At 43.1% G+C, this 21392-nt stretch carries 26 protein-coding genes; 18 read left to right on the forward strand and 8 right to left on the reverse strand.

The genetic code is table 11. The annotated features are described in order from the left end of the window. Positions 1-183 (forward strand): zinc ribbon domain-containing protein (locus BLV90_RS11630; RefSeq protein ID WP_143035045.1); only part of this gene is annotated, 183 nt, incomplete at its 5' end. Between the two features lie 136 nt (positions 184-319). Here the strand turns inward: BLV90_RS11630 and BLV90_RS11635 are convergent. Further along, positions 320-706: a DUF3899 domain-containing protein gene (locus BLV90_RS11635; protein ID WP_091741084.1), complete on the reverse strand. Its 387-nt coding sequence runs from the start codon at positions 704-706 to the stop codon at positions 320-322. Between the two features lie 224 nt (positions 707-930). Here BLV90_RS11635 and BLV90_RS11640 point away from each other — a divergent pair, with 224 nt between their 5' ends. From BLV90_RS11640 to BLV90_RS11665, 6 genes are all read left to right on the forward strand, one after another. Further along, entirely contained in the window at positions 931-2559 is a 1629-nt protein-coding gene (locus BLV90_RS11640; protein WP_091741087.1) for a peptide ABC transporter substrate-binding protein, read from the forward strand. Positions 2560-2950: 391 nt separating this feature from the next. Then, positions 2951-4564, forward strand: coding sequence for a peptide ABC transporter substrate-binding protein (locus tag BLV90_RS11645; RefSeq protein WP_091741090.1), 1614 nt, complete (start codon positions 2951-2953; stop codon positions 4562-4564). Between the two features lie 130 nt (positions 4565-4694). Continuing rightward, the gene (locus BLV90_RS11650; protein ID WP_143035050.1) at positions 4695-5624 is read left to right on the forward strand and encodes an ABC transporter permease; all 930 of its coding nucleotides are present in this window, start codon (positions 4695-4697) and stop codon (positions 5622-5624) included. A gap of 5 nt (positions 5625-5629) precedes the next feature. Further along, positions 5630-6559: an ABC transporter permease gene (locus BLV90_RS11655; protein WP_425433890.1), complete on the forward strand. Its 930-nt coding sequence runs from the start codon at positions 5630-5632 to the stop codon at positions 6557-6559. Positions 6560-6579: 20 nt separating this feature from the next. Then, positions 6580-7608 carry an ABC transporter ATP-binding protein gene (locus tag BLV90_RS11660; protein ID WP_091741100.1) on the forward strand — a complete coding sequence of 343 codons (1029 nt, stop codon included), beginning with the start codon at positions 6580-6582 and terminating at the stop codon, positions 7606-7608. After that, the gene (locus BLV90_RS11665; protein ID WP_091741102.1) at positions 7605-8612 is read left to right on the forward strand and encodes an ABC transporter ATP-binding protein; all 1008 of its coding nucleotides are present in this window, start codon (positions 7605-7607) and stop codon (positions 8610-8612) included. Before BLV90_RS11660 ends, BLV90_RS11665 begins: the two co-directional genes overlap by 4 nt. An 82-nt stretch (positions 8613-8694) precedes the next feature. Here BLV90_RS11665 and BLV90_RS11670 read toward each other — a convergent pair whose 3' ends face one another. Then, complete coding sequence (locus BLV90_RS11670) at positions 8695-8922, reverse strand: NifU family protein (protein WP_245726341.1); 228 nt, start codon at positions 8920-8922, stop codon at positions 8695-8697. Positions 8923-9182: 260 nt separating this feature from the next. Between BLV90_RS11670 and BLV90_RS11675 the strand changes: the two genes are divergently transcribed. From BLV90_RS11675 to BLV90_RS11700, 6 genes are all read left to right on the forward strand, one after another. After that, a complete protein-coding gene (locus BLV90_RS11675; protein WP_091741108.1) occupies positions 9183-10106 on the forward strand; it encodes a PLP-dependent cysteine synthase family protein in 924 nt (307 codons plus the stop codon). A gap of 3 nt (positions 10107-10109) precedes the next feature. Continuing rightward, positions 10110-11243: a bifunctional cystathionine gamma-lyase/homocysteine desulfhydrase gene (locus tag BLV90_RS11680; protein ID WP_091741111.1), complete on the forward strand. Its 1134-nt coding sequence runs from the start codon at positions 10110-10112 to the stop codon at positions 11241-11243. A 35-nt stretch (positions 11244-11278) separates the two neighbouring features. Beyond that, on the forward strand, positions 11279-11611 hold the full coding sequence (locus BLV90_RS11685) for a YuzD family protein (RefSeq protein WP_091741114.1): 333 nt from the start codon (positions 11279-11281) through the stop codon (positions 11609-11611). A gap of 227 nt (positions 11612-11838) precedes the next feature. Next, positions 11839-12099 (forward strand): DUF1450 domain-containing protein, encoded by a 261-nt coding sequence (locus BLV90_RS11690; RefSeq protein ID WP_091741117.1) that lies wholly within the window; start codon positions 11839-11841, stop codon positions 12097-12099. A gap of 314 nt (positions 12100-12413) precedes the next feature. Beyond that, positions 12414-12638 carry an aspartyl-phosphate phosphatase Spo0E family protein gene (locus tag BLV90_RS16770; protein ID WP_091741120.1) on the forward strand — a complete coding sequence of 75 codons (225 nt, stop codon included), beginning with the start codon at positions 12414-12416 and terminating at the stop codon, positions 12636-12638. 128 nt (positions 12639-12766) lie between these two features. Then, the gene (locus BLV90_RS11700; protein ID WP_091741375.1) at positions 12767-13141 is read left to right on the forward strand and encodes a HesB/IscA family protein; all 375 of its coding nucleotides are present in this window, start codon (positions 12767-12769) and stop codon (positions 13139-13141) included. A 148-nt stretch (positions 13142-13289) separates the two neighbouring features. Here BLV90_RS11700 and BLV90_RS11705 read toward each other — a convergent pair whose 3' ends face one another. Continuing rightward, entirely contained in the window at positions 13290-13721 is a 432-nt protein-coding gene (locus BLV90_RS11705; RefSeq protein ID WP_091741123.1) for a hypothetical protein, read from the reverse strand. Between the two features lie 325 nt (positions 13722-14046). Between BLV90_RS11705 and BLV90_RS11710 the strand changes: the two genes are divergently transcribed. Together BLV90_RS11710 and BLV90_RS11715 are read left to right on the forward strand one after the other, a co-directional pair. Further along, entirely contained in the window at positions 14047-14520 is a 474-nt protein-coding gene (locus tag BLV90_RS11710; protein WP_177168031.1) for a C40 family peptidase, read from the forward strand. 458 nt (positions 14521-14978) lie between these two features. Continuing rightward, positions 14979-15281, forward strand: a complete 303-nt coding sequence (locus tag BLV90_RS11715; protein ID WP_425433887.1) for a hypothetical protein — start codon at positions 14979-14981, stop codon at positions 15279-15281. Between the two features lie 49 nt (positions 15282-15330). Here the strand turns inward: BLV90_RS11715 and BLV90_RS16700 are convergent, their stop codons facing one another. The 3 genes from BLV90_RS16700 to BLV90_RS11725 form a co-directional block, all read right to left on the reverse strand. After that, positions 15331-15459, reverse strand: a complete 129-nt coding sequence (locus BLV90_RS16700; RefSeq protein ID WP_281242027.1) for a hypothetical protein — start codon at positions 15457-15459, stop codon at positions 15331-15333. A gap of 53 nt (positions 15460-15512) precedes the next feature. Further along, positions 15513-15773: a hypothetical protein gene (locus tag BLV90_RS11720; protein ID WP_091741129.1), complete on the reverse strand. Its 261-nt coding sequence runs from the start codon at positions 15771-15773 to the stop codon at positions 15513-15515. Between the two features lie 191 nt (positions 15774-15964). Further along, the gene (locus BLV90_RS11725; protein ID WP_091741132.1) at positions 15965-16972 is read right to left on the reverse strand and encodes an NAD(P)/FAD-dependent oxidoreductase; all 1008 of its coding nucleotides are present in this window, start codon (positions 16970-16972) and stop codon (positions 15965-15967) included. Positions 16973-17396: 424 nt separating this feature from the next. Between BLV90_RS11725 and BLV90_RS11730 the strand changes: the two genes are divergently transcribed. Continuing rightward, positions 17397-18599, forward strand: coding sequence for an NAD(P)/FAD-dependent oxidoreductase (locus BLV90_RS11730; protein WP_091741135.1), 1203 nt, complete (start codon positions 17397-17399; stop codon positions 18597-18599). 74 nt (positions 18600-18673) lie between these two features. Here BLV90_RS11730 and BLV90_RS11735 read toward each other — a convergent pair whose 3' ends face one another. Next, entirely contained in the window at positions 18674-19510 is an 837-nt protein-coding gene (locus tag BLV90_RS11735) for an aldo/keto reductase (protein WP_091741138.1), read from the reverse strand. 260 nt (positions 19511-19770) lie between these two features. Between BLV90_RS11735 and BLV90_RS16280 the strand changes: the two genes are divergently transcribed. Further along, positions 19771-19905, forward strand: coding sequence for a YuiA family protein (locus BLV90_RS16280; protein WP_177168032.1), 135 nt, complete (start codon positions 19771-19773; stop codon positions 19903-19905). Between the two features lie 248 nt (positions 19906-20153). Here the strand turns inward: BLV90_RS16280 and BLV90_RS11740 are convergent, their stop codons facing one another. Further along, on the reverse strand, positions 20154-20927 hold the full coding sequence (locus BLV90_RS11740; RefSeq protein WP_245726342.1) for a chlorite dismutase family protein: 774 nt from the start codon (positions 20925-20927) through the stop codon (positions 20154-20156). Between the two features lie 189 nt (positions 20928-21116). Between BLV90_RS11740 and BLV90_RS11745 the strand changes: the two genes are divergently transcribed. Further along, positions 21117-21374 (forward strand): YuiB family protein, encoded by a 258-nt coding sequence (locus tag BLV90_RS11745; RefSeq protein ID WP_091741144.1) that lies wholly within the window; start codon positions 21117-21119, stop codon positions 21372-21374. Positions 21375-21392: the final 18 nt, after the last annotated feature.

Below are 21392 nucleotides of genomic sequence, written 5' to 3' on the forward strand. Positions count from 1 at the left end.
AAACAATTTCCTTCTAGTCAGCTATGCTCCGCCTGTGGCTACCGCAATAAGGATGTGAAGAATCTTAACCTGCGAGCATGGACATGCCCTACGTGCCACTCTCACCATGACCGAGACATCAATGCATCCAAGAACATCTTGCAAGAAGGACTTCGTGTACTTGCGGTTGGGCAGACCGTCTAAGCTTGGAATCGATCCTGTCGGTAGATGGGATCTCCCAAGAATCCCACTGCTTCAACTGTGGGAGTGTCAAAATGTCATATGTGACTTGTTTTTTTTATGGGGTATTACCAAAATAGGATATATTTCAAGTTTAAGATTAAATAAAGTAGAGAAGAAGAAACGAGAGAGCGATATCAACGAGACCTAGAATAAAGGTTAAAGAGATAATTAATTGGGTAGCCCAAGCTTTTCGCTCTACTTTACTATCCTCACCATCTGGGGAATCATCAAACTCATGATCTTTTACAATTGATCTCAGAGCGTTATTGCTCATTAGTGTGAATATTTTTGAGAATCCCTTAGCAAAGTTATTGAAAAAACCGCCGTTGATCACGAAATAAGCTGCAGCTATGACTAAAGAGATCAATCCTGTCATAAAAAGTGCGTTAATCCAGCGGATGATTGAACCGTCACTTAGTACCCAAGTAGCAAAGATGCTCATCAAAGTAGCAACGATGATCCACAGAAAACGATTATTAAGCATGGGATCCCCCTCTCTTATGAGGATTTCAGTGTATCCCAAAAGCAGGAAGGGCGCAATTATGTAATTCTGTATTTTCTCCCTATTTTTTGCCTTCTCTTTTTTCGGTAGTTAAATTCAATTATAATAGGTGAGGCTTCATATGTTAGGACAAGTTGTTGTACGGTAGATCGATTTTCGATATGGAATTTGCTCAGGGTATTCAAGTGATCTGAGGGGGAAGAACGATGGGTAAAGGGTTTAAGGTAGGATTCATTGGATTGGGGTTAAGTTTGATGTTGTCTGCTTGTAGTGGAGTGAATAGTGGGACGACTGGTGAGCAGAATGGAGGGGCAGATGCAAAACAAGTGTTGGAAATGAGCATCGCATCAGAGCCCAATAGTCTTGATCCATCCAAGGCAGTGGATACAGTGGCTTTTGATATCCTAAATAATATTGATGAAGGACTCTTTCGTCTAAATGAAGATAATCGTCCCGAAGAAGCGATTGCTTCGAAGATGGAGATCTCCCCAGATAAAAAAGTGTATACCTTTACTTTAAGAGATGCTGAGTGGAGCGATGGAAAACCCATCACAGCAAAGGATTTTGAGTATTCCTGGAAAAGGACACTCAATCCAAAAACGGCATCGGAATACAGCTATATTCTCTATGCTATCAAAAATGCAGAAGCGTATAATAAAGGGAAAAAATCGGCAAAGGATGTCGGTGTTAAAGCAGTAGATGATAAAACACTGCGGGTAGAGTTGAAAAACCCAAGCCCCTTCTTTCAAGGGCTAACTGCGTTTCCTGTATTTTTCCCAGAACGAAAAGACATCGTTGAAAAACATGGTAACAAATACGGTACTGAACCAGACAAAATGGTTACAAACGGCCCCTTTTCTTTATCCGAATGGCAACATGAGCAGAAAGTGCAACTAAAGAAGAGTATGACATACTGGGATCGTAGTGGTGTGGAGTTAGCAACAGCCAATATGTCCATCATGAAAGATACAGCGACAGGGGTTAACCTTTACAATACGGGTAAGGCAGACATAACCCAATTGGATGCGGCTCTTTCCGATGCATTTAAAAAGAGCGCAGAGTTTACACCCTTCACGGGTGCAGTTAGTCAATATATCAGCTTCAATTCAGATAATAAATTCCTCGCAAATACGAAAATTCGTAAAGCGATCAGTTATGCAATTGATCGCGATACATTAGCAAAACTTTTAAAGGATGGTTCTAAGCCGGCTACTACTTTTGTACCGCCTACTATTACAGGGACAGATAATGAGAACTTCCGTAAATATGATACTCAAGGACAAATATATAACCCTACAGAGGCAAAACGTCTTCTGAAAGAGGGGATGAAAGAAGCGGGGTATACTTCTAAGCCAAAGCTATCGATGCTCAGCTACGATGATTACCGTAAACAAGCAGCTATTTTTATTCAAGAACAACTAAATACAATCCTGGGTATTGATGTAGAGGTGAATCCACAGCCGTTGAAACAAAAGTCAGCGAGGGAAACGAGCGGCGATTTCGAGATGTCTCTCATGGGTTGGGGAGCTGATTACAATGACCCTATGACCTTTCTTGATACGATGTTATCGGATAACCCTTTTAACACCGGGAATTGGAAAAACAAAGAGTATGATTCGTTGATAAAAAAATCACAGACCAACCCCCACTTCAAAAAACGCTTTAAAGATATGGCGAAAGCGGAAGGAATCATGCTACAGGATGCAGCGATCGCTCCCGTTCTTTATGGAGGGAAAGTCTTTCTGCAAAAGCAATATGTAAAGGATATTGTACGCCATCCTGTCGGTGCAGAATTAAGCCTTAAGTGGGCATACCTAGATGGGAAAACTAAATAAATTTATATGATGATGAAAAAAGTGCTCTTAAATTGAAGGGCACTTTTTTTGTGAGCTCCACATGCATGATGACCAATATTTACTAGTTTGATTTTAGGAAACGCAAAGGTTATGATAAGGCTACCTTGTTAATTTAAGCCGAATTGTGAGAAAATTACTTTCCTTTTACCTAGTGCTACAAAACGAAATTTCTCGAAAAAGGCGGAATAAATCTGCAACATCAAGGAGGAATTTCGGGTTTTCAGTCGAATTACTATGCCGTGGGTAATAGTATTTTTAATATTTCCTTTGACGGAGAAATGGAATCCGTCTACTACTTTGGTGTTATAGGTCCGTGCGGGCCATAACAATATATAAAGAAATTTTTCTTAATTCCCAAGGGGGGAAACTCATGCGTAGAAAGTTATATCTTTCTCTCGCTAGTCTAGTAGTTGCTAGTCTAGCGTTAAGCGGTTGTGGTGGTGTTAAAGATGATACCGCCGGTAAAGATAAGCAAGTGTTCAACATGATCGACACATCCGAACCACCTCAGTTGAACAGTGCGAAAACGACAGATGCCTCTTCAAATGTTATCCTCAACAACACGATGGAAGGCCTCTATCGCCTAGACAAAAACAACCAGCCCATTCCAGCTATCTCTAAGGATGTAAAAGTAAGCGATGACAAGAAAACGTACACTTTTACCCTTCGTGACGCTAAATGGAGTGATGGGAAACCGGTTACAGCAAAGGATTTTGAATTTGCTTGGAAAACGGCCCTCGATCCTAAAACGAAGGCAGAATATAGCTATGTTTTGTATCCGATTAAAGGAGCAAAAGCATACAACAGTAAAAAAGGGAAAGCAGACGCTGTAGGGGTTAAAGCGGTTGACGATAAAACCTTGGAAGTAAAACTGCAAGACCCGATCCCATACTTCCTTGACTTGACAGCTTTCACCGTTTATAAACCGATTCGTGAAGATATCTATAAGAAGTACGGCAAGGCATACGCAACTGAGCCCGATAAAATGGTATACAACGGTCCATTTGTTCTCTCGAAATGGCAGCACCAAAAAAGCTATGACTATAAGAAGAATGAAAGCTATTGGGATAAAAAGAGTGTGAAATTAAAAGGGATTCATGCGGATATCGTGAAAGATCAAGGTACGGCGAATAACCTTTACAATACGGGTAAGACAGACTTCGCGCAGTTGGGTGATGAATTTGTTGATAAGTATAAGGGGAAGCCGGATGTAATGCCTTTCAGAGAAGCATCTACTTTCTATCTCCAATTTAATACTAAAGATAAATTCTTTAAAAATGTGAAGATCCGTAAAGCAATCTCCATGGCAGTTGATCGCAATATCCTAACGGATAAGATTCAGAAAAACGGTTCCAAGCCTGCTGGTGCCCTTGTTCCTCCAGTAATTCAAGTAAATGGTGACAAGTCCTTCCGTAGCTTGACGAAGGAATATGTGAAGTATGATAAAGCAGGCGCGAAGAAGCTCTTAAAAGAAGGTATGAAAGAAGAAGGAATCAAAAAGATCCCATCTATTGAAATGCTAGGCTATGATACAAGTGGTGCTAAGAAAGATCAAGAGTATTTGAAAGAACAGTTGAATACCGTATTGGGAATCGATGTGGATTTACGCCCTATGCCCTTCGACCAGAAATTGGATTTAGAGAATGCAGGCAAATTTCAAATCAGCTATGCTGGTTGGGGTGCAGATTACAATGATCCGATGACTTTCCTCGATTTATGGGTAACAGGAAACCCGATGAACCGTGGGGATTGGAGCAACGAGAAATTTGATAAGCTTATCGAGAAGTCTAAAGCTAACCCAGACTTTAAGAAGCGGACCGAGGACTTGAAAAAAGCTGAGGCGGTAATGATGGAGGACGCAGCTATTGCTCCCCTCATGTATCGCACTCGCTTATATTTAAAGAGAACCAATGTCAAAGGTTTCGCCACTCACCCCTTCGGATCCGACTTTACATTTAAGTGGATTACAATGGAAGATAAGTAAGGGGAAGCTTTATATAACAACTTGAAAGTGGTGCGTGAGAAGGTATATGCCTTGGAGGTATATACCTTCTGTGCGCTACCTATTAACCTGTTGAATGATTGTGACTATTATGCGAAAGGAGTTTTGAATGATGGGCCGTTTTGCTCTTCAGCGGTTTATGTATATGGTTATCACCCTATGGGTGATCATTACTCTTACTTTTTTCTTGATGCACACCATGCCTGGTTCACCATTGCAACATGAAGATAAACTTCCTCCTGAATTAAAGGAAGAGATCCTCAAGGAATACGGTTTGGATAAACCTTTACCTGTACAGTACGTCACATTTTTGGGTAAACTTGCGCAGGCTGATCTAGGCTCTTCTTTTAAGTATGATGGTCGCAGTGTAACAGATTTGATCATGCAGGGTTTTCCAGCTTCCTTACAACTAGGGATTCAAGCGACAATTATTGGGGTCATTTTTGGAATTATTCTGGGTTGTGTTTCGGCCCTTCGTCGCGGAACCTGGGTGGATAACGTAGCAAATGTTTTTTCAATTCTTGGTTACTCCGTACCCAATTTTGTGTTAGCCACTCTTCTTTCATACTATGTTGGGGTGAAGTTGCAATGGCTACCACCTGCTAAGTGGGATGGACCGGAATATTCAATCTTACCAACCCTTTCGCTGGCTGTGTTGGTGATGGCAACTATTGCCCGTTATATTCGAACCGAGATGCTTGAGGTGTTGGGCCAGGATTATATGAAGACAGCAAAGGCGAAGGGGTTAAGTGCACGTACGGCTATTATCAAACATGCTTTACGCAATGCTTTGATTCCTGCAGTTACGGTACTCGGTCCGCTTATTATCGGTTTGATTACAGGTTCGCTGGTAGTTGAACAGATCTTTGCTATTCCCGGAATGGGTTGGATGTTTGTTGATTCCATTCAGGTCAATGACTATACGGTCATTATGGGAATCACCATCTTTTATAGCGCATTAATCATTGTCGGTATGTTTTTGGTGGATGTACTCTATGGGATTATCGATCCTCGGATTCGTATCGGAGGTGTGCAGGAATGAGTAGTATGAACTCTTCAACTCAGAACTTAACTCCAGAGATGTTTCAACCGATAGAAAGAGATACGCTGGCACAAGAAGGGGTTTCCAGTAAAAAGATTACCTTTTGGGGTGATGTTTGGCGTCGTTTCCTTAAAAATAAAGGTGCATTAATCGGAGCTCTCCTTTTGTTGGTGATTGGGATTTTGGCTATTGTAGGACCAGAGATTCATTCCTATTCGTATCGATCTGTGAATTACGACTTAATCAATAAGGAAGCTTTTGGTGATCACTGGTTTGGTACAGATGGCGCTGGTCGAGACGTTTGGACACGAACATGGTATGGGGCTGGAATTTCGCTCTTAATTGCTTTCTTGGCCACGGCCTTTGACTTGTTTATTGGTGTTCCCTATGGATGTATTTCAGGGTATTATGGTGGTAAGGTCGATAATTGGATGCAGCGGATTATCGAAGTTTTATATGGTATACCAAATTTAATTGTCATTATCTTGTTATTGTTATGGATGAAACCCGGGATTATTGCGATTGCCCTTGCTCTAGGAATTACAGGGTGGATTACGATGGCCCGAGTGGTTCGTGGGCAAATGCTTAAATTGAAGTCCCAGGAATACGTGTTGGCTGCTCGTACGTTAGGTGCTAGCACTCGCCGTATGCTAACCAAGCACATGCTTCCTAACGTCTTGGGGCCCGTCATTATTACCATTATGTTTTCCATCCCAACAGCCATCTTTTTTGAAGCATTTCTTGCTTTTATCGGTTTGGGGATTCGTCCACCAGAAGCGAGTCTAGGTGTATTAATCAATGATGGGTATAAAGTATTACAGTTGTTCCCCTATCAGTTGTTTTTCCCAGCTTTGGTACTTTCATTGATCATGTTTAGTTTCAACCTAGTGGGTGACGGTTTGCGTGATGCGCTCGATCCGAAATTGCGTCAATAAATAAGGAAGGAGGAATTCCTATGGATCGTAAGAATGTGTTGGAAGTGAAGGATCTTCATGTCTCATTTCATACCTACAATGGTGAAGTACAAGCTGTACGGGGTGTCTCCTTCGAAGTGAAGAATGGAGAGACGGTAGCGATTGTAGGAGAATCTGGTTGTGGAAAGAGTGTTACTTCTCAAAGTATTATGCGATTGATTCCTCAACCACCGGGTGTCATTAAACACGGGGAAATCCTATTTGAAGGAAATGATTTAACGAAGCTTCCTGAGAAGAAAATGGAGGAAATGCGTGGGAAGGAAATCGCGATGATTTTCCAAGATCCGATGACTTCGTTAAACCCGACGATGACAGTGGGTAAGCAGATCATGGAAGGGTTGATCAAACATCAGAAGCTTGGCAAGGCAGAAGCAAGGCAGAAGGCCCTTGAGATGTTACGCCTTGTAGGTATTCCCAGTCCGGATTCGCGGATCAATCAATATCCCCATCAGTTTAGTGGTGGGATGCGGCAACGGGCGATGATCGCGATAGCGCTCTCTTGTGCTCCAAAGCTGTTGATAGCGGATGAGCCGACAACCGCTTTGGATGTGACCATTCAAGCTCAGATCTTGCACTTGATGAACGACTTGAAGGAGAAGATGGATACATCCATCATTCTAATTACCCATGATTTGGGTGTTGTGGCTGAGACAGCGGATCGTGTTGTGGTGATGTATGCAGGTAAGGTAGTAGAAACAGGTACTGTGGAAGAAATCTTCTACAAACCACGCCATCCCTATACCTGGGGTCTGATGGGTTCGATGCCTCGCCTCAACCTGTCGCGTGATACCGAACTTTCACCGATTCTGGGAACTCCGCCAAACCTTCTCACACCACCGAAGGGATGTCCTTTTGCAAGCCGGTGTGAGCATGCGATGCAAGTATGTAAAGAGCATATGCCTGAAACGACAAATTCTTCTGACTCTCATCAAGTAGCATGTTGGCTTGAGCACCCGATGGCAAAGCCTGTAGATATTCCCCATGACGTGGTAGGAGGGGTTTCCAAATGAGCGCAGTAGAACCGAAAGTGGAAAAAATCCTCGAGGTACAACAGGTCAAGAAGCATTTTAATGTAGGACGTGGCCAAGTCGTTCAAGCTGTCGATAACGTATCCTTTGATGTTTACAAAGGGGAAACACTGGGCTTGGTAGGGGAGTCCGGTTGTGGAAAATCGACCATTGGACGGACCATCATCCGTCTTTACGAAGCAACCGATGGTAATATTAACTTCAAGGGTAAAATGACCAAAGATCTCAAAGGTAAAAATCTGAAGCAATTTAACCGTGAAATGCAGATGATTTTCCAAGATCCTTATGCTTCATTGAACCCACGGATGACAGTTGGGGATATCATTGCTGAAGGTTTAGATATCCATGAGTTGGCTAAAGGTAAGGAACGCCGGGATAAGGTAGTAGAACTTTTGAAAACGGTTGGTCTCAACGAAGAACATGCAGATCGCTTCCCTCATGAATTCTCGGGTGGCCAGCGGCAACGAATTGGGATTGCCCGTGCACTAGCAGTAGATCCTGATTTCATCATTGCGGATGAGCCGATTTCTGCGTTGGATGTATCGATCCAGGCACAGGTCGTTAACCTGATGAAAAAATTGCAACGGGAAAAAGGACTTACGTATCTCTTTATCGCTCATGATCTGTCCATGGTGAAATATATCAGTGATCGTGTGGGTGTCATGTATCTTGGTAATATGGTTGAGCTAGCGGATAGCCAGGAACTTTACGACAATCCACTCCATCCGTATACTGAAGCACTTTTGTCCGCGGTTCCAATTCCAGATCCGGAAACCGAGAAACGAAAAGAGCGTATCATCTTAAAAGGGGATGTACCAAGCCCTATCGATCCGCCAAGTGGTTGCCGTTTTCGCACACGTTGCCCTAAAGCGATGGGCATTTGTGCGCAGGAAATCCCAACATGGCAAGAGGTTCGTCCTCTACACTGGGTTTCCTGCCACTTGTATCAAGAAGAATCCTTGAAAAAAGAAGAAGGCGTGAAGTAATAACGATGAGTAACATAAAAGACAACCGCTTCCTAGAATGTACATATCTAGGAAGCGGTTGTCTTTGTTCATAAAAAAAGCGTTATAGCACCTGTTCAACTTCTGTAATTCCAGGAATTTCTTCAACCAAAGCACGTTCGATCCCTGCTTTGAGGGTGATGGTGGAACTAGGGCAGCTACCGCAAGCACCGAGGAGGCGAACCTTAACGATCCCCTCTTCAATATCGACGAGTTCAACGTCGCCACCGTCACGTTGAATGAATGGACGTAGTTTATCTAGAACTTCTTGTACTTGTTCTCTCATGATCATGCTCCTTTCAGCAAAAGTCCCCTAAGGTGTGTGGGCATACTTTGCTCAACATTTATTTTAGATCGAAGTGCGTTTAAAATCAATCGGCATGACGGAAATTCGAGTTCTTCCCTTACTAGTATAGCGGAAACAATGGGAATTGTCTCTACAGCACTTTAACGCAGTAATCAGATCGTTTTTATCGGAATGAAAAACATGTTAGGATAAGGTGGATATTATAATATGATACAGACGATAACCATCAGGAAGAGGGCTGACTGATGAAGCATGTGTACGAAGATATAAAAGAATTGATTGGTCATACACCAATCGTACGTATCAAACGCTTTGCTTTACCCGAAGGGGTACAAATTTACGCTAAATTGGAAGCTTTCAATCCAGGTGGAAGTGTAAAGGATCGCCTGGGGGTAGCCCTTATCAAGGCTGGGGAGAAGAGTGGTGAACTAGAACCAGGGGGAACAATTATTGAGCCGACAGCGGGAAATACGGGGATAGGCCTCGCATTAGCGGCAGTTGGCACAGGTTATCGGGTGATGTTTGTTGTACCTGAGAAATTTTCTCAGGAAAAACAGCAGTTAATGCGTGCTCTTGGTGCCGAAGTAATCAATACCCCTAATTCAGAAGGGATCAAAGGTGCGATTGCTCGAGCAAAAGAGCTTGAAGGAGAGATTGAGAACGCCTATTGCCCACAACAATTTCAAAACCTCGCGAATCCTGAAATTCATTACCAGAGTACGGGTCCTGAAATTTGGGAGCAGATGGATGGTCAGGTAAATGTGTTCGTAGCAGGTGCAGGCTCAGGTGGTACGTTTATGGGCTGTGCTCGGTATTTAAAAGAAAGAGATCCATCAATCAAAACGGTAATTGTAGAACCTGAGGGCTCCATCTTAAAAGGAGAACCTGGACCTCATAGAATCGAAGGAATAGGCATGGAATTGATTCCCGATTATATGGACCCTGCCTACTTTAATGAAATTCATGTAGTGACTGATGAAGAAGCTTTCCGACGTGTGCGACAGTTGTCTCGTTTGGAAGGGTTATTAGTAGCTAGTTCCTCAGGTGCCGCCTTTAGTGCAGCGTTACGAGAGGCAGAAAAAGCATCTCCGGGAACAAATATTGTGGTCATCTTTCCGGATAGTAGCGAACGGTATCTGAGCCAGCAAATATACTCTGAGGAGGATTAACAAATGAGAATTGATACGAAGCTAATCCACGGTGGCGTTATGGGGGATAAGCATACAGGTGCCTTGAGTGTGCCGATTTACCAAGTATCTACGTATCAACAGGACGAAATAGGAAAGCATCGCGGTTATGAGTATTCACGCACAGGGAATCCGACCCGATCAGCATTGGAGACCTTGATTGCAGAGCTTGAAAACGGTACACGTGGCTTTGCTTTCTCGTCTGGAATGGCAGCGGTCTCTACGGTCGTCTCGCTGTTTAATCAAGGTGATCATTTGGTGGTCGGGGATGATATATACGGTGGTACGTATCGCGTTCTCTCCAAGGTATTCAATCGACTCGGGATACAGAGTAGTTTTGTGGATAGTAGCCATCCTGAAGCAGTAGAAGATATGATCCGTCCAGAAACGAAGGCTGTTTACATTGAAACGCCGAGTAACCCATTGTTAAAGGTAACGGACCTTTCCAAAATGGCAGCTATATGCCAATCACGTGGACTTCTTTTGATAGTGGATAATACCTTTTTGACGCCCTATTGGCAGAATCCGATTGATTCAGGTGCTGACATCGTGCTACACAGTGCTACGAAGTACATGGGTGGGCATAGCGATGTCGTCGCTGGTTTGGTGGCAGTAAAGGGTGAAGAATTGGGAGAACAGATTCATTTCTTACAAAACTCCATTGGTGCAGTCTTAGGGCCACAGGATTCCTGGCTACTGATACGAGGCATTAAGACGCTAGGCCTGCGTATGCGTCAGCACGAAGAAGGTGCTAGACATCTGGCTAATTGGCTATCAACTCGAAAAGACATAAAGAAGGTGTATTATCCAGGGCTGAAGGATCATCCCGGTCATGAACTTGCTCGTACTCAAGCTCGTGGCTTTGGTGGGATGATCTCCTTTGATGTAGGCAGCGGTAAACGAGCGGAGGAAGTATTGTCTCGCACACAGTGGTTTACATTGGCAGAAAGCTTGGGTGCAGTGGAAAGTTTGATTTCCGTTCCTTCTCGAATGACGCACGCCTCGATTCCTGAGGAGCGCAGGGCAGAGCTAGGGATTACAGATGGTTTGATACGTATCTCAGTGGGGGTAGAAGATCCAGAGGACCTAGTCGAAGACCTAGAACAGGCTCTTCGCTAATATTTTTGGAAGCTTTGTATGAAAGAGGTGAAGGGATGGATACGCCGATTACTATTCTTGTCTATGGTGCAGAAGAACGTTGTGCCAGCTGTGTTAACTTTCCATCGACTCAAGAAACTGCTACATGGCTTGAAGCGGCGCTGGGAAGGCGATATGGTGAGCAGGTTCAGGTTCGTTATGTAGATATTCATCAACCTGAGGGAGAAGAGGAAACAGCCTTTTCTAACCGGGTAGTAGAAGAGGATCTCTGGTATCCAGTGGTCGTACTAAATAATGAAATCATTGGAGAAGGGAATCCCCGCTTAAAGGAGATCCAAGGCAAACTAGATGAGATGGGTCTTACGGTTTCAGTTGGCACAGAGGGCTAAGATGAAGGATTATTTGATCCAAAAAAAACTCGAGGTAGAAAAAATAAAAATCATCAGGACTACTTCTAATGGTTGTCATTTCGTCCATCGTTACTCGATGGGCTTTTTTCATTTACCGTAACCCTATTGGGGTGGGTATTCATCCTCTTGTTATTTTCAAATGAGGGTGGTTACAATGGAAGTAATGGATCCCAAGAGGGAAAGAGATAATCAAGGGGGATCTTGTTATGAAACCCATGGTGGAATTTTGCATCAATAACCTGACGGAGGATGTTGAAAAACTGCGGGTCGAACTGGAACAGGATCACGAGCTGGATGTCCTTGAAACGAGCTGTTTAGGGCATTGTGAACTATGTGCTACTTCCCCCTATGCAATGGTTAATGGGGAGATAGTAACGGGTGAGACCGCAGAGGAGTTAGGGAGAAATATTCGCAAAGAGATTGAGAACTATCAGCAAAGAATGAAGGATCTCTTTGATCTTTTATAAAGGGTAGATGCACAGGTAAAAACCAAGGCACTTTTCATAGATGCCTTGGTTTGTTGGTTTAATATGTATATATTTTGACAATAGGGTAGATAATTGCAAAAAACAGACTTGAAACGACATAGAAGGAAGGAAACGGATGTTCTGCCATCGAATAGGTAGTGTGTAGGAGAAGAGGAGGTCATTTATAGTTATAAGGTGACTATTCGTTTCTCGTATTTATTTTTTCAGAAAATGGTTTTGAAGAGGTAGTTGATGGGGTAACATTCAGGTAACATGGTCAGATGTTGTAGTATATATTAGGGGGGTCGTTCCGTATGGAGCGAGATCATCTGAAACAAAAAATAGAGAGAGTACGCAGGCAAATGGAGACAAAAGCACGAGAACTTGGATTTACTCATCCAACTGTGGTGGGAATTAGTCAACAGTTGGACGAGCTTCTGAATGAATGGTATCGAGGAGAAGCCATGAAAAACCAAGGGATATACATCATTCGACGATATACCTCTACGATCCGTGAAGTAGCGATTGGTAGGGCTTAAATAAATCCCCTCTACTGTGCTAGGACGATAAGATTACGAGTGAACCATGGGCATTGGTTGTGCCAAATTCTCCTTCTCGGTATAATCTATAGTGAAGGTGCTTTTTAAGGTGCTATTTGATGTTGATAATGAAGGAGGGATCCTACGTGATCGAGCTTTCTGAACAAGCGGGATATAAGGTTAGCGATATGCTCAAAGACGAGGAAAACCCAGAAAAACTTTACCTGCGCATTGGCGTGCAAGGTGGAGGATGTAGCGGTTTTACCTATGGAATGGGTTTTGAAGATGAGAAAAAAGAAGACGATACGGAACTCGAACTACATGGGATTCGTATATTGGTTAATGAAAAGGATGCGCCTCTGATTCGAGGTTTGCAGATCGATTATAAAGAATCCATGATGGGTGGCGGTTTTACCATTCACAATCCGAACGCGACTGCCACGTGTGGTTGTGGCACATCCTTTAGAACAGCTACGAATGAAGGTGCACCGGAAAAGTGCTGATCTAAAGGATGGTGGCATGTTGATCCTAGAGGTACTGTAGGGTATTTGATCATCGTGTCATTGGGGGTAGGAACCCTGTAAGGAATTAATATAAACGGATAAAAACAAAGGCGTTGGCATAGCCAACGCCTTTGTCACGCTCTTTGTATTATTTATCCTCCTGTAGAAGGACAAATATAGTATCCACTTTTACTGTTGTATTGGTATTGTTGGTGATGGTCAGGGATGGTGTAGCAGCGGGAGCATTAAAGCGGAAGACATAAGTGGCGTATTCTTGAAATGCTCCAACGACAGAGTTGCCCTGATAGTTTCGAGTAACTGAACCGATACTTACATCGATCGTACCACTACCTGCTCCAGTGGAAAATGCCGCTGTAAATGTGTAGCTTCTTCCTGGGATCAAACGCCTAAGTTGTTGGGTAATTGCGGCACCTTGCGATAGGGAGGCAGCGAAGTTACCCTCCAGTTGTGCACCACCGCTAACAATGGTTGTAGTGTTGATAGATTGCCAAGGGGCACCCACTGGCATACCAAGGGTTTGATTTTCAAAACCATTGTCCCGAACTCGGTTTGCGGACATAGATCTTTCACCTCCAAGTTCTGAGATACTATTAATATATGCACGAGAGAATAGTTGGTGATAGACTCATAAGAGGATGCTTTGCCATTGCAACAATACGGTAGACCATGAAAAAACTCAGGCTGATGACAATGGAAATAGGGGATGACGCTACAAAACCTAAGACGTCGCTACCACTAATAGAAATGATAGAGATGTATTCAGAAAAAAATAAAAAATAAGAAAATAATTTTGGGTATTGAAATTTAGTTAATTTCCAAGTACTATTTGGGTCAAGTTCACCATGGTGAGCTTATTTAAATACTTTGTATGGAGGTTACACGTAATGAATCTTTTTTTTCGCCCTATGAAATTAGTAGCCGGTTTTGTATTAGCTGTCAGCATGTTATCTGCTAGTTTTGCTGTGCATGAAACAGCTTTAGCTGCTCCTACTCCTTCGCCAGAAACCCTTGCCGAAAAGCTAGTAGGGACCCCTTATAAGTGGGGCGGGACAACTCCCAAAGGTTTTGATGCCTCGGGTTTTACTCAGTACGTGTACAAGAACTCAAGTTATAACCTTACCCTCCCTCGTACGATCTCTAGTCAGTACACTAAAGGGAAGAGTGTGGGAAAAAGTGATCTAAAATCGGGTGATCTCGTTTTCTTTAAACAAGGAAAAACCAGTAAAAAAGTAACCTTTGTCGGAGTCTACACTAGTAAGAATAATTTCGTAGCTACCACCACCAAAGGGGTTAAAGTTCAATCCCTCAGCTCAAAGACCTGGAAAAAAAGCTTTGTAGCGGCGAAACGACTACGTTAAAGTCGGCTAGAAAAAACTGTTCAAGAAAAACTATCTAATTATTGACAATAAAACAAAATTTAGATTATCGGTGGAATGGGATCACCGGACCATTACCGGGAAAATTGTAAACAATGCACAATAAAAACGGGTTTCCTCAGCGTTGAGGAAACCCGTTTTTATTATAAATGAACTATCCATGGATGCGGGATTGCTCCACAAACTATACCCGCAACAGGCCCTCCAGCTTCTAAACATACGATAGCTGTACGTCCTAACGAAAAGTATTTATATTCTCCCTCAGAGTATACCAGCAGCCTTTTCAAACGGCGATCCCTTCGTTGAGGAGTTATGTTTTATCGTTTACCTATTGTGGAAGGCAATAAATAGGGTGAATCTTCAGCCGTGTGATGGGAAGAGAACCTTAAGGAATGGGAGTGCCATTTTCGGTGAAAGCTAATCTTGGAGGTGTAAAACCGATGACACGGCATAACCAATCTGATGAGAAAAAAGAAATTAATCGTATGATTGATGAAGGATTGGGAGCAGGGAGAGTAGATAACACGGCAGCCCAGTTGGAACAAGCACAAAAAGAACGAAAATATCTAGAAGAACTAGCAAAAGAAAAGGATGTCGATTGCCAAGGGCGGGAGCGTTACGACCTTGATGTTGATCGTATGGTAAATGAAGGGCTTGGCGGGGGAAACGTAGGTAATCATTCAGGTTTAATCGAAGAGAGCCACGTTCCTGAATTAAGAGGTACAGATGAAGATGGATTGTAAAGAATGAGGTGCGTAACTTGTTCGATAAGATTGCGGTTTTAGACGTGGTTTAACGGCGGCGACGGAAAAGCACATGTGAAGAAGTAAAATAAATCGTAGTCAATTCTTGGGCCGAATCGAGCGAACAAAAGACGTTCATGGTTTTGATGCGACGAGTGCAAATAAGATGATGAACCATGACACCTCCTGTTGGGGAGGTGTCCTATTTATCTGGAGCTGAGGCAAGGAGTGTTACATCCCGATTTCCTGGACAAAGTTTACTTCCTCTGAACCACAATGGGGGCAGTATAGGCTGTGTGGGCATAAATTAAGAAAATGATCGATATATCCGTCAGTTTGTTTCATTTCATCAATGGGACGATAGGGGCTATAAGCCGCTAGAGCATCAAAGATACGGCCTCGATCCTCATACCAATGCCCACATTGGTGACAAATAGTAGTTAAACTTTTAAAACCATTACAAACAGGACATCCAGTGCTTGATCGTATCATAATGGTCACCGACCTCTGTCGGGAATAATGAGAAAAAGTTTTGGCTAATCTCCAGCTAGTTTGTCTCGAGTACATGAAAACATGTGCAAATGCCGCAAAATGAAAAAATACCCTTATCGGGCGGTACTCACAGGCGACTCTACCTGGGTTTCCTTTAAGGGTATTGTTATAATCTAATTATACCTATACTGTTATATCTTCATATTGGAACTGTGGCCAGGCTGAAGGCGAGCTTTAGGATCGATGTATTGCTTCGCATTATTAACAGCAGTCGGAGCTTCACCGAATCCAACAGCGATCAATTTTACTTTTCCAGGATAGGTGGCAATATCTCCAGCAGCATAGATCCCATGAATATTGGTTTCCATACGGGAATTGACGAGGATAGATCCCTTTTCGATTTCAAGTCCCCACTCCTGGATAGGACCGAGGGAAGAAACAAAACCATAGCTTACAATTACCTCATCTATAGGCAGTTCTTCCACTATATTTTGTTTAGGGTCGGCAATCACAGCAGTCTCGATACAATCTTCGCCATGGAGAGCCATTATTTCTCTGGGCGTGATGATCTGAACACTGGAATTACGCATCGTGTCTACGCTGGTCTCATGAGCACGGAATTGATCTCGGCGATGGATTACAGTGACCGATGCTGCGATCGGTTCAAGCATATTTGCCCAATCGACTGCGGAATCCCCGCCTCCTGCGATTAACACATTCTTCCCTGCAAAATAGTTTAAGTCTGTGACAAAGTAATGGAGGTTGATCCCTTCATATTTTGCAGCTCCAGTTACATTTAACCTCCGGGGTTCAAAGGCACCAACGCCAGCAGTGATTATCACAGATTGGGAGAGGTGAACGTGTTTATCTGTTGTAATTTCGAATAGTCCATCGGCATTTTTTTCAATATGAAGAACTTTTTCATCGACGCAATATTGCGGCTCAAATAACTTGCATTGTTCAACCAGATTATCGACTAATTCCTGTGCACGCACACGGGGAAAGCCGGCTACATCATATATGTACTTCTCTGGGTAAAGTGCTGAGAGTTGTCCGCCTAGTTGAGGCATGCTTTCAATCACCTTGACGGTTGATTTACGCATTCCAGCGTAGAAGGCTGCAAAAAGCCCCGTAGGTCCACCGCCGATTATTGTGATTTCAGTTACATCCGAATGGGCTTGGGTTGTATCCTCTGACATATTGTTGCACCTCCGACTGGATTTAGGAAAAGGAGCGAAATAATTGGTTTGGGTTGCTCCTTCTAGTCAGCTAGTTAATATACTACCATGAAGAGGAATGGGAACCAACAGCAAGGGATAAGGAAAAGTCAACTAAATATTCCCTTTTTATCCTAATTTACCATGGATTCGATTCCATGTAATTCTTGTCACTTTGCAATGGAAGAAGAAAAAAACGATGGAACCTGTATTTTTCTAAGGCTTGTGACGAAATTCACCTAGTTTCATTCCAGGATAAGGTGGGTAACTCGGGGTACAATGTGTGTAGTGAGATCATTATAGAGACCCCCTTGTCAAACGGATAGGAAAATCATATCATGGTCTATAGTGTCTGACGGCACGGATGAATTTATTGTGAAATATTTAACAATTGGATGTGGTAACCATGGGACTTCCAAAGATTGTTGTAATGGGCGCCGGTTTCGGTGGGTTAATGACCGTACGGGGGCTCCAAAAACAGTTAAATCATCAGGAAGCGGAAATTACGCTGATCAATTTGAATCCGTACCATTATGTAACGACTCAATTACATGAACCAGCAGCAGGAACTCTCGATCCAAATCATACCCGTGTTGCGATTGATTCTTTGATCAGCCGGGACAAAGTGCGTTTTATTCAGGATAAAGTGACCGGATTTGATCCAAAAGAAAAGGTCGTTCGATTAGCAGGAACTGAAGAGAATTTGTCCTATGACTATTTGATTTGTGCATTGGGTGCAAATACGGAAACCTTCGGTGCTAAGGGAGTACTGGAGAATGCTCTTCTCATTAATAATCTTAATAGTGCACGGATGATTCGTGAGCATATTGAGTACAACTTTGCTCGTTATCAAGCAAGCGGAGAGAAGAATGAAGAGTTGCTTACCATTGTAGTAGGTGGTGCAGGCTTTACTTCCGTCGAATTTGTTGGGGAGCTTGTGGACCGACTTCCTTATCTCTGTGCAGAGTTTGATATTCCACGTGAGAAAGTAAAAATTATCACGATTGAAGCAGCACCGACAGTAATGCCTGGCTTTGATAAAGAACTCGTAGACTATGCTGTTAACTACTTAAGTGGTAAAGGGGTAGACTTTCGCATCAATACTCCCATCGAAGCTGTGACTGAAGATGGCGTTATTCTCAAGGGCGGTGAAGAGGTTAAGGCTGCTAATGTGGTCTGGAACTGTGGTGTGCGTGGTAATTCTCTTCTTGAAGAGACTGGCTTAGAAACCATGCGTGGGCGAGTAAAAGTGGATGAATTTCTACGAGCTCCAGGCTATGAGGATCTCTTCATCATTGGGGATAACTCTCTTGTATTCAACGATGAAGAACGTCCTTACCCACCAACTGCTCAGATGGCGATGCAACAAGGTCAACACCTGGCGAAAAACATGGTGGCAGTGCTCCGTGGTGGAGATATGACCCCCTATGTTTATGCTCCAAAAGGAACTGTCGCATCCTTAGGTCGTAAGATAGGGATCGGGACGGTAGGTAAAAACAATAAAAAAGTGTTTGGTAGAAAAGCAAGCCTTTTGAAGAAGATCATCGATGCTCGTTGGTTCTTCATTCTCGGTGGTATCTCGCTTGCGTTCAAAAAAGCAAAGCTATAGGCAGAACCAACGCACCAGAAATAAAAGCCCTTTTGGCGAGAACCGCCGCCAAAGGGGCTTTTGTTTCTTTTTGTTTAAAAGTCAAAATGGAAGTTGTCTGGATCTTTTCCAGTTCGTTCACCAGTATGTAATTGATCAATCATGGCGATTTCCTCTGAGGTAAGCGCAAAGTCAAATACATCCGCATTACTGATGATCCGCTCTTTTCGAACGGATTTGGGAATGGTGACGATCCCATTTTGTAAATCCCAACGTAGAATGACCTGGGCGACCGTTTTGCCATGACGCTGAGCGATTTTGCTCAAGGATTCATTCTCTAGAATACGCCCGCGCATCAAGGGGGACCATGCCTCTAATTGAATATGATTTCCCTGACAGAAGCGAAGTAGTTCTTTTTGTGTGAGACGAGGATGAAGCTCTACTTGATTAACCATTGGCGGGATATTACAGCGTGACATAAGATCCTCCAGGTGGTGAACATGGAAATTAGACACCCCGATGGCACGAAGTTGTCCTTCATCGTACAACCGTTCCATAGCTCGCCACGTCTCTTTATATTTTTCCTTAACAGGCCAATGAATTAGATAGAGATCAACGGAGTCAAGATTCAGGTCTTTTTGGCTCTTTTCAAAAGCAAAAAGCGTTTTATCATATCCTTGATCCGTGTTCCAGATCTTCGTTGTAACGAAGATTTCCCTTCGCGGAATTCCTGACTCCCGAACGGAACGACCAACACTCTCCTCGTTTTTATAAAGAGAAGCGGTATCGATGTGACGATATCCGTGTTCGAGTGCGGTGCGAACCGCATTTTCTGTTTCTGTACCCTCTTCGGCTTTGTAAACACCTAGTCCAAACCAAGGCATTTTGACACCGTTATGTAATCGAGTGGTTGCTTGTAAATCGTGAGCCATCTAGATCCTGCCTCCTCTGACGAATGGTTATCCATTTTAACTATACCCTAGCTCCTAAGGTGTCAAGCTGGTCACTTTTCATGGGATTACCTGTTACGTAGAAAAATCAAGAGATAAAAAGAGGAAATATAAATTGATAGCGCTTACTTAGGAGTTGGGCTCCTCTCACCCCAAAATTTCCCTCTTTTCTTTTTCAGCGAAATCCTGTAGTATTGTCTGAAAATTAACGACAAACAAAACAATGTGGGGGTGTCCATCTTATGGAAGGAAGCAGATTAGTTCGAAAGGGTGAGCGATGTATCTACTGTGAAGGACGAGGATATTATCAGCTCCTTCTTGGTGGCTCAGAAACCTGTGGTTGCTGTAAAGGCAGTGGAAAACAGCCGAAGAAATAAAACGCCTGGTGAGAAAAAGTCCTAGGTTAAATGATAAACTGATGTCTATATTTATAGGGGTCAGTTTATTTTTTTAATATATTTCTCTATCGCTATATGTCCCTCTCTGCTTTGAGATGGCTCGCTACAGGTATTGTCAAATCATCCGCAATAAAAGAGCACCCCTTAGTAGTTCATTTCACAGGGGGTTTTCCTGTGTCTACTTTGAAGGGGTGCAAATCTCTAAGCCAGGTGATTTATTTAGTTGGTTAGAGTGTATTTAAACAGTGGATCACGTCTGCATGATGAATGCATGTGAACATCGGTACATCACGTAGCGTATAACGGCTTGCTTCCGTTTCCCGTAACTCTTGAACAAGAATGGAGAAATCGGTGATCTCATCCGTTTCAAAGGCAACGACAAACTCATGATCGTCGATACCAAAGCTGTATGTAGTATTTAGCTTGACGGATGGGAATTTACTTCCCACTTGGATATGCTCGTCCATCATTCCCTGTCGAGCAGGGTATGAAAGCTGATACCAATCTCGGGTTTTGATAAAAGGATAAACAAAGAGATACTTCTTCATTCCTGGAATGATGTAGACACGAGGATTCTGATGCTCAGGATCCATTTTATCTACATACACACTTCGCTTGGTGTAGGAGAGGTAGGAATAGGTGATCTCCAGATACTTTCCTAAACCGGTATGGAGGAGTTCATGACTCATCTTTTGAAAGGTTTCTACATCTTTAGCAATCCGCCATAATACAAAGTCAGCGTCAGAACGGATGCCGACTGTAGAATAGGAAATAACCATGGTGCCGCCGCCTTGATATTCATTAATTACTGCGGCGAATTCTTCTTTCCCCTTTTGTTGCTCTTCCTCGCTCAAACGGCGGAAGGCAGGGTCGACTTTGAAGAAGACGAAGTTAACAAATTGAGTCGGTAGTTTGGGCTTTGCTTGTTCACTACCAGTTTGTGCGCCGGTATTCATGCCCGGACGCCCCATTGGAGGTCTTCCTCCACTTTGTGGACGCATGCTGTCATCCCCTTTGATTACTACGTTCATTCCTATTGTAATGTATGTCGAAAGCCCTCGCAAACTGCGGGGGGAAGTGTCAGTGGAATGCCACAAACGATAGACAATTGACCTAGCATAGACGAATCAGGTAAACTATTGCATGATTGAAAATTTAGTAGTTGATCTTATCGATGGGGTGAGTGAACTGTGAATGTGCTCCAACTTATCATTGCGATACCACTGTTCACGTTTATGGGTTTTGGAATTTCATTTATATTAAATATGATCCTCAAAACCACATGGGTGCCATTGGTTCTATATGCAGGGTTATTGGTTTATTTTTTCATCACTAAGGGTGTACTGCTAGGTGGCGATTATTTGATGTTGACGGTGGGTCTATTGGGAGTTCTCAGTGGTGGATGGGTGATTAACTATCTTCGCGTAAATGGATATCGTATGTTTTGAAACCGATTACACCTAAGA

It is taken from the genome of Marininema mesophilum, from assembly GCF_900106775.1.
Lineage (GTDB): Bacteria > Bacillota > Bacilli > Thermoactinomycetales > DSM-45169 > Marininema > Marininema mesophilum.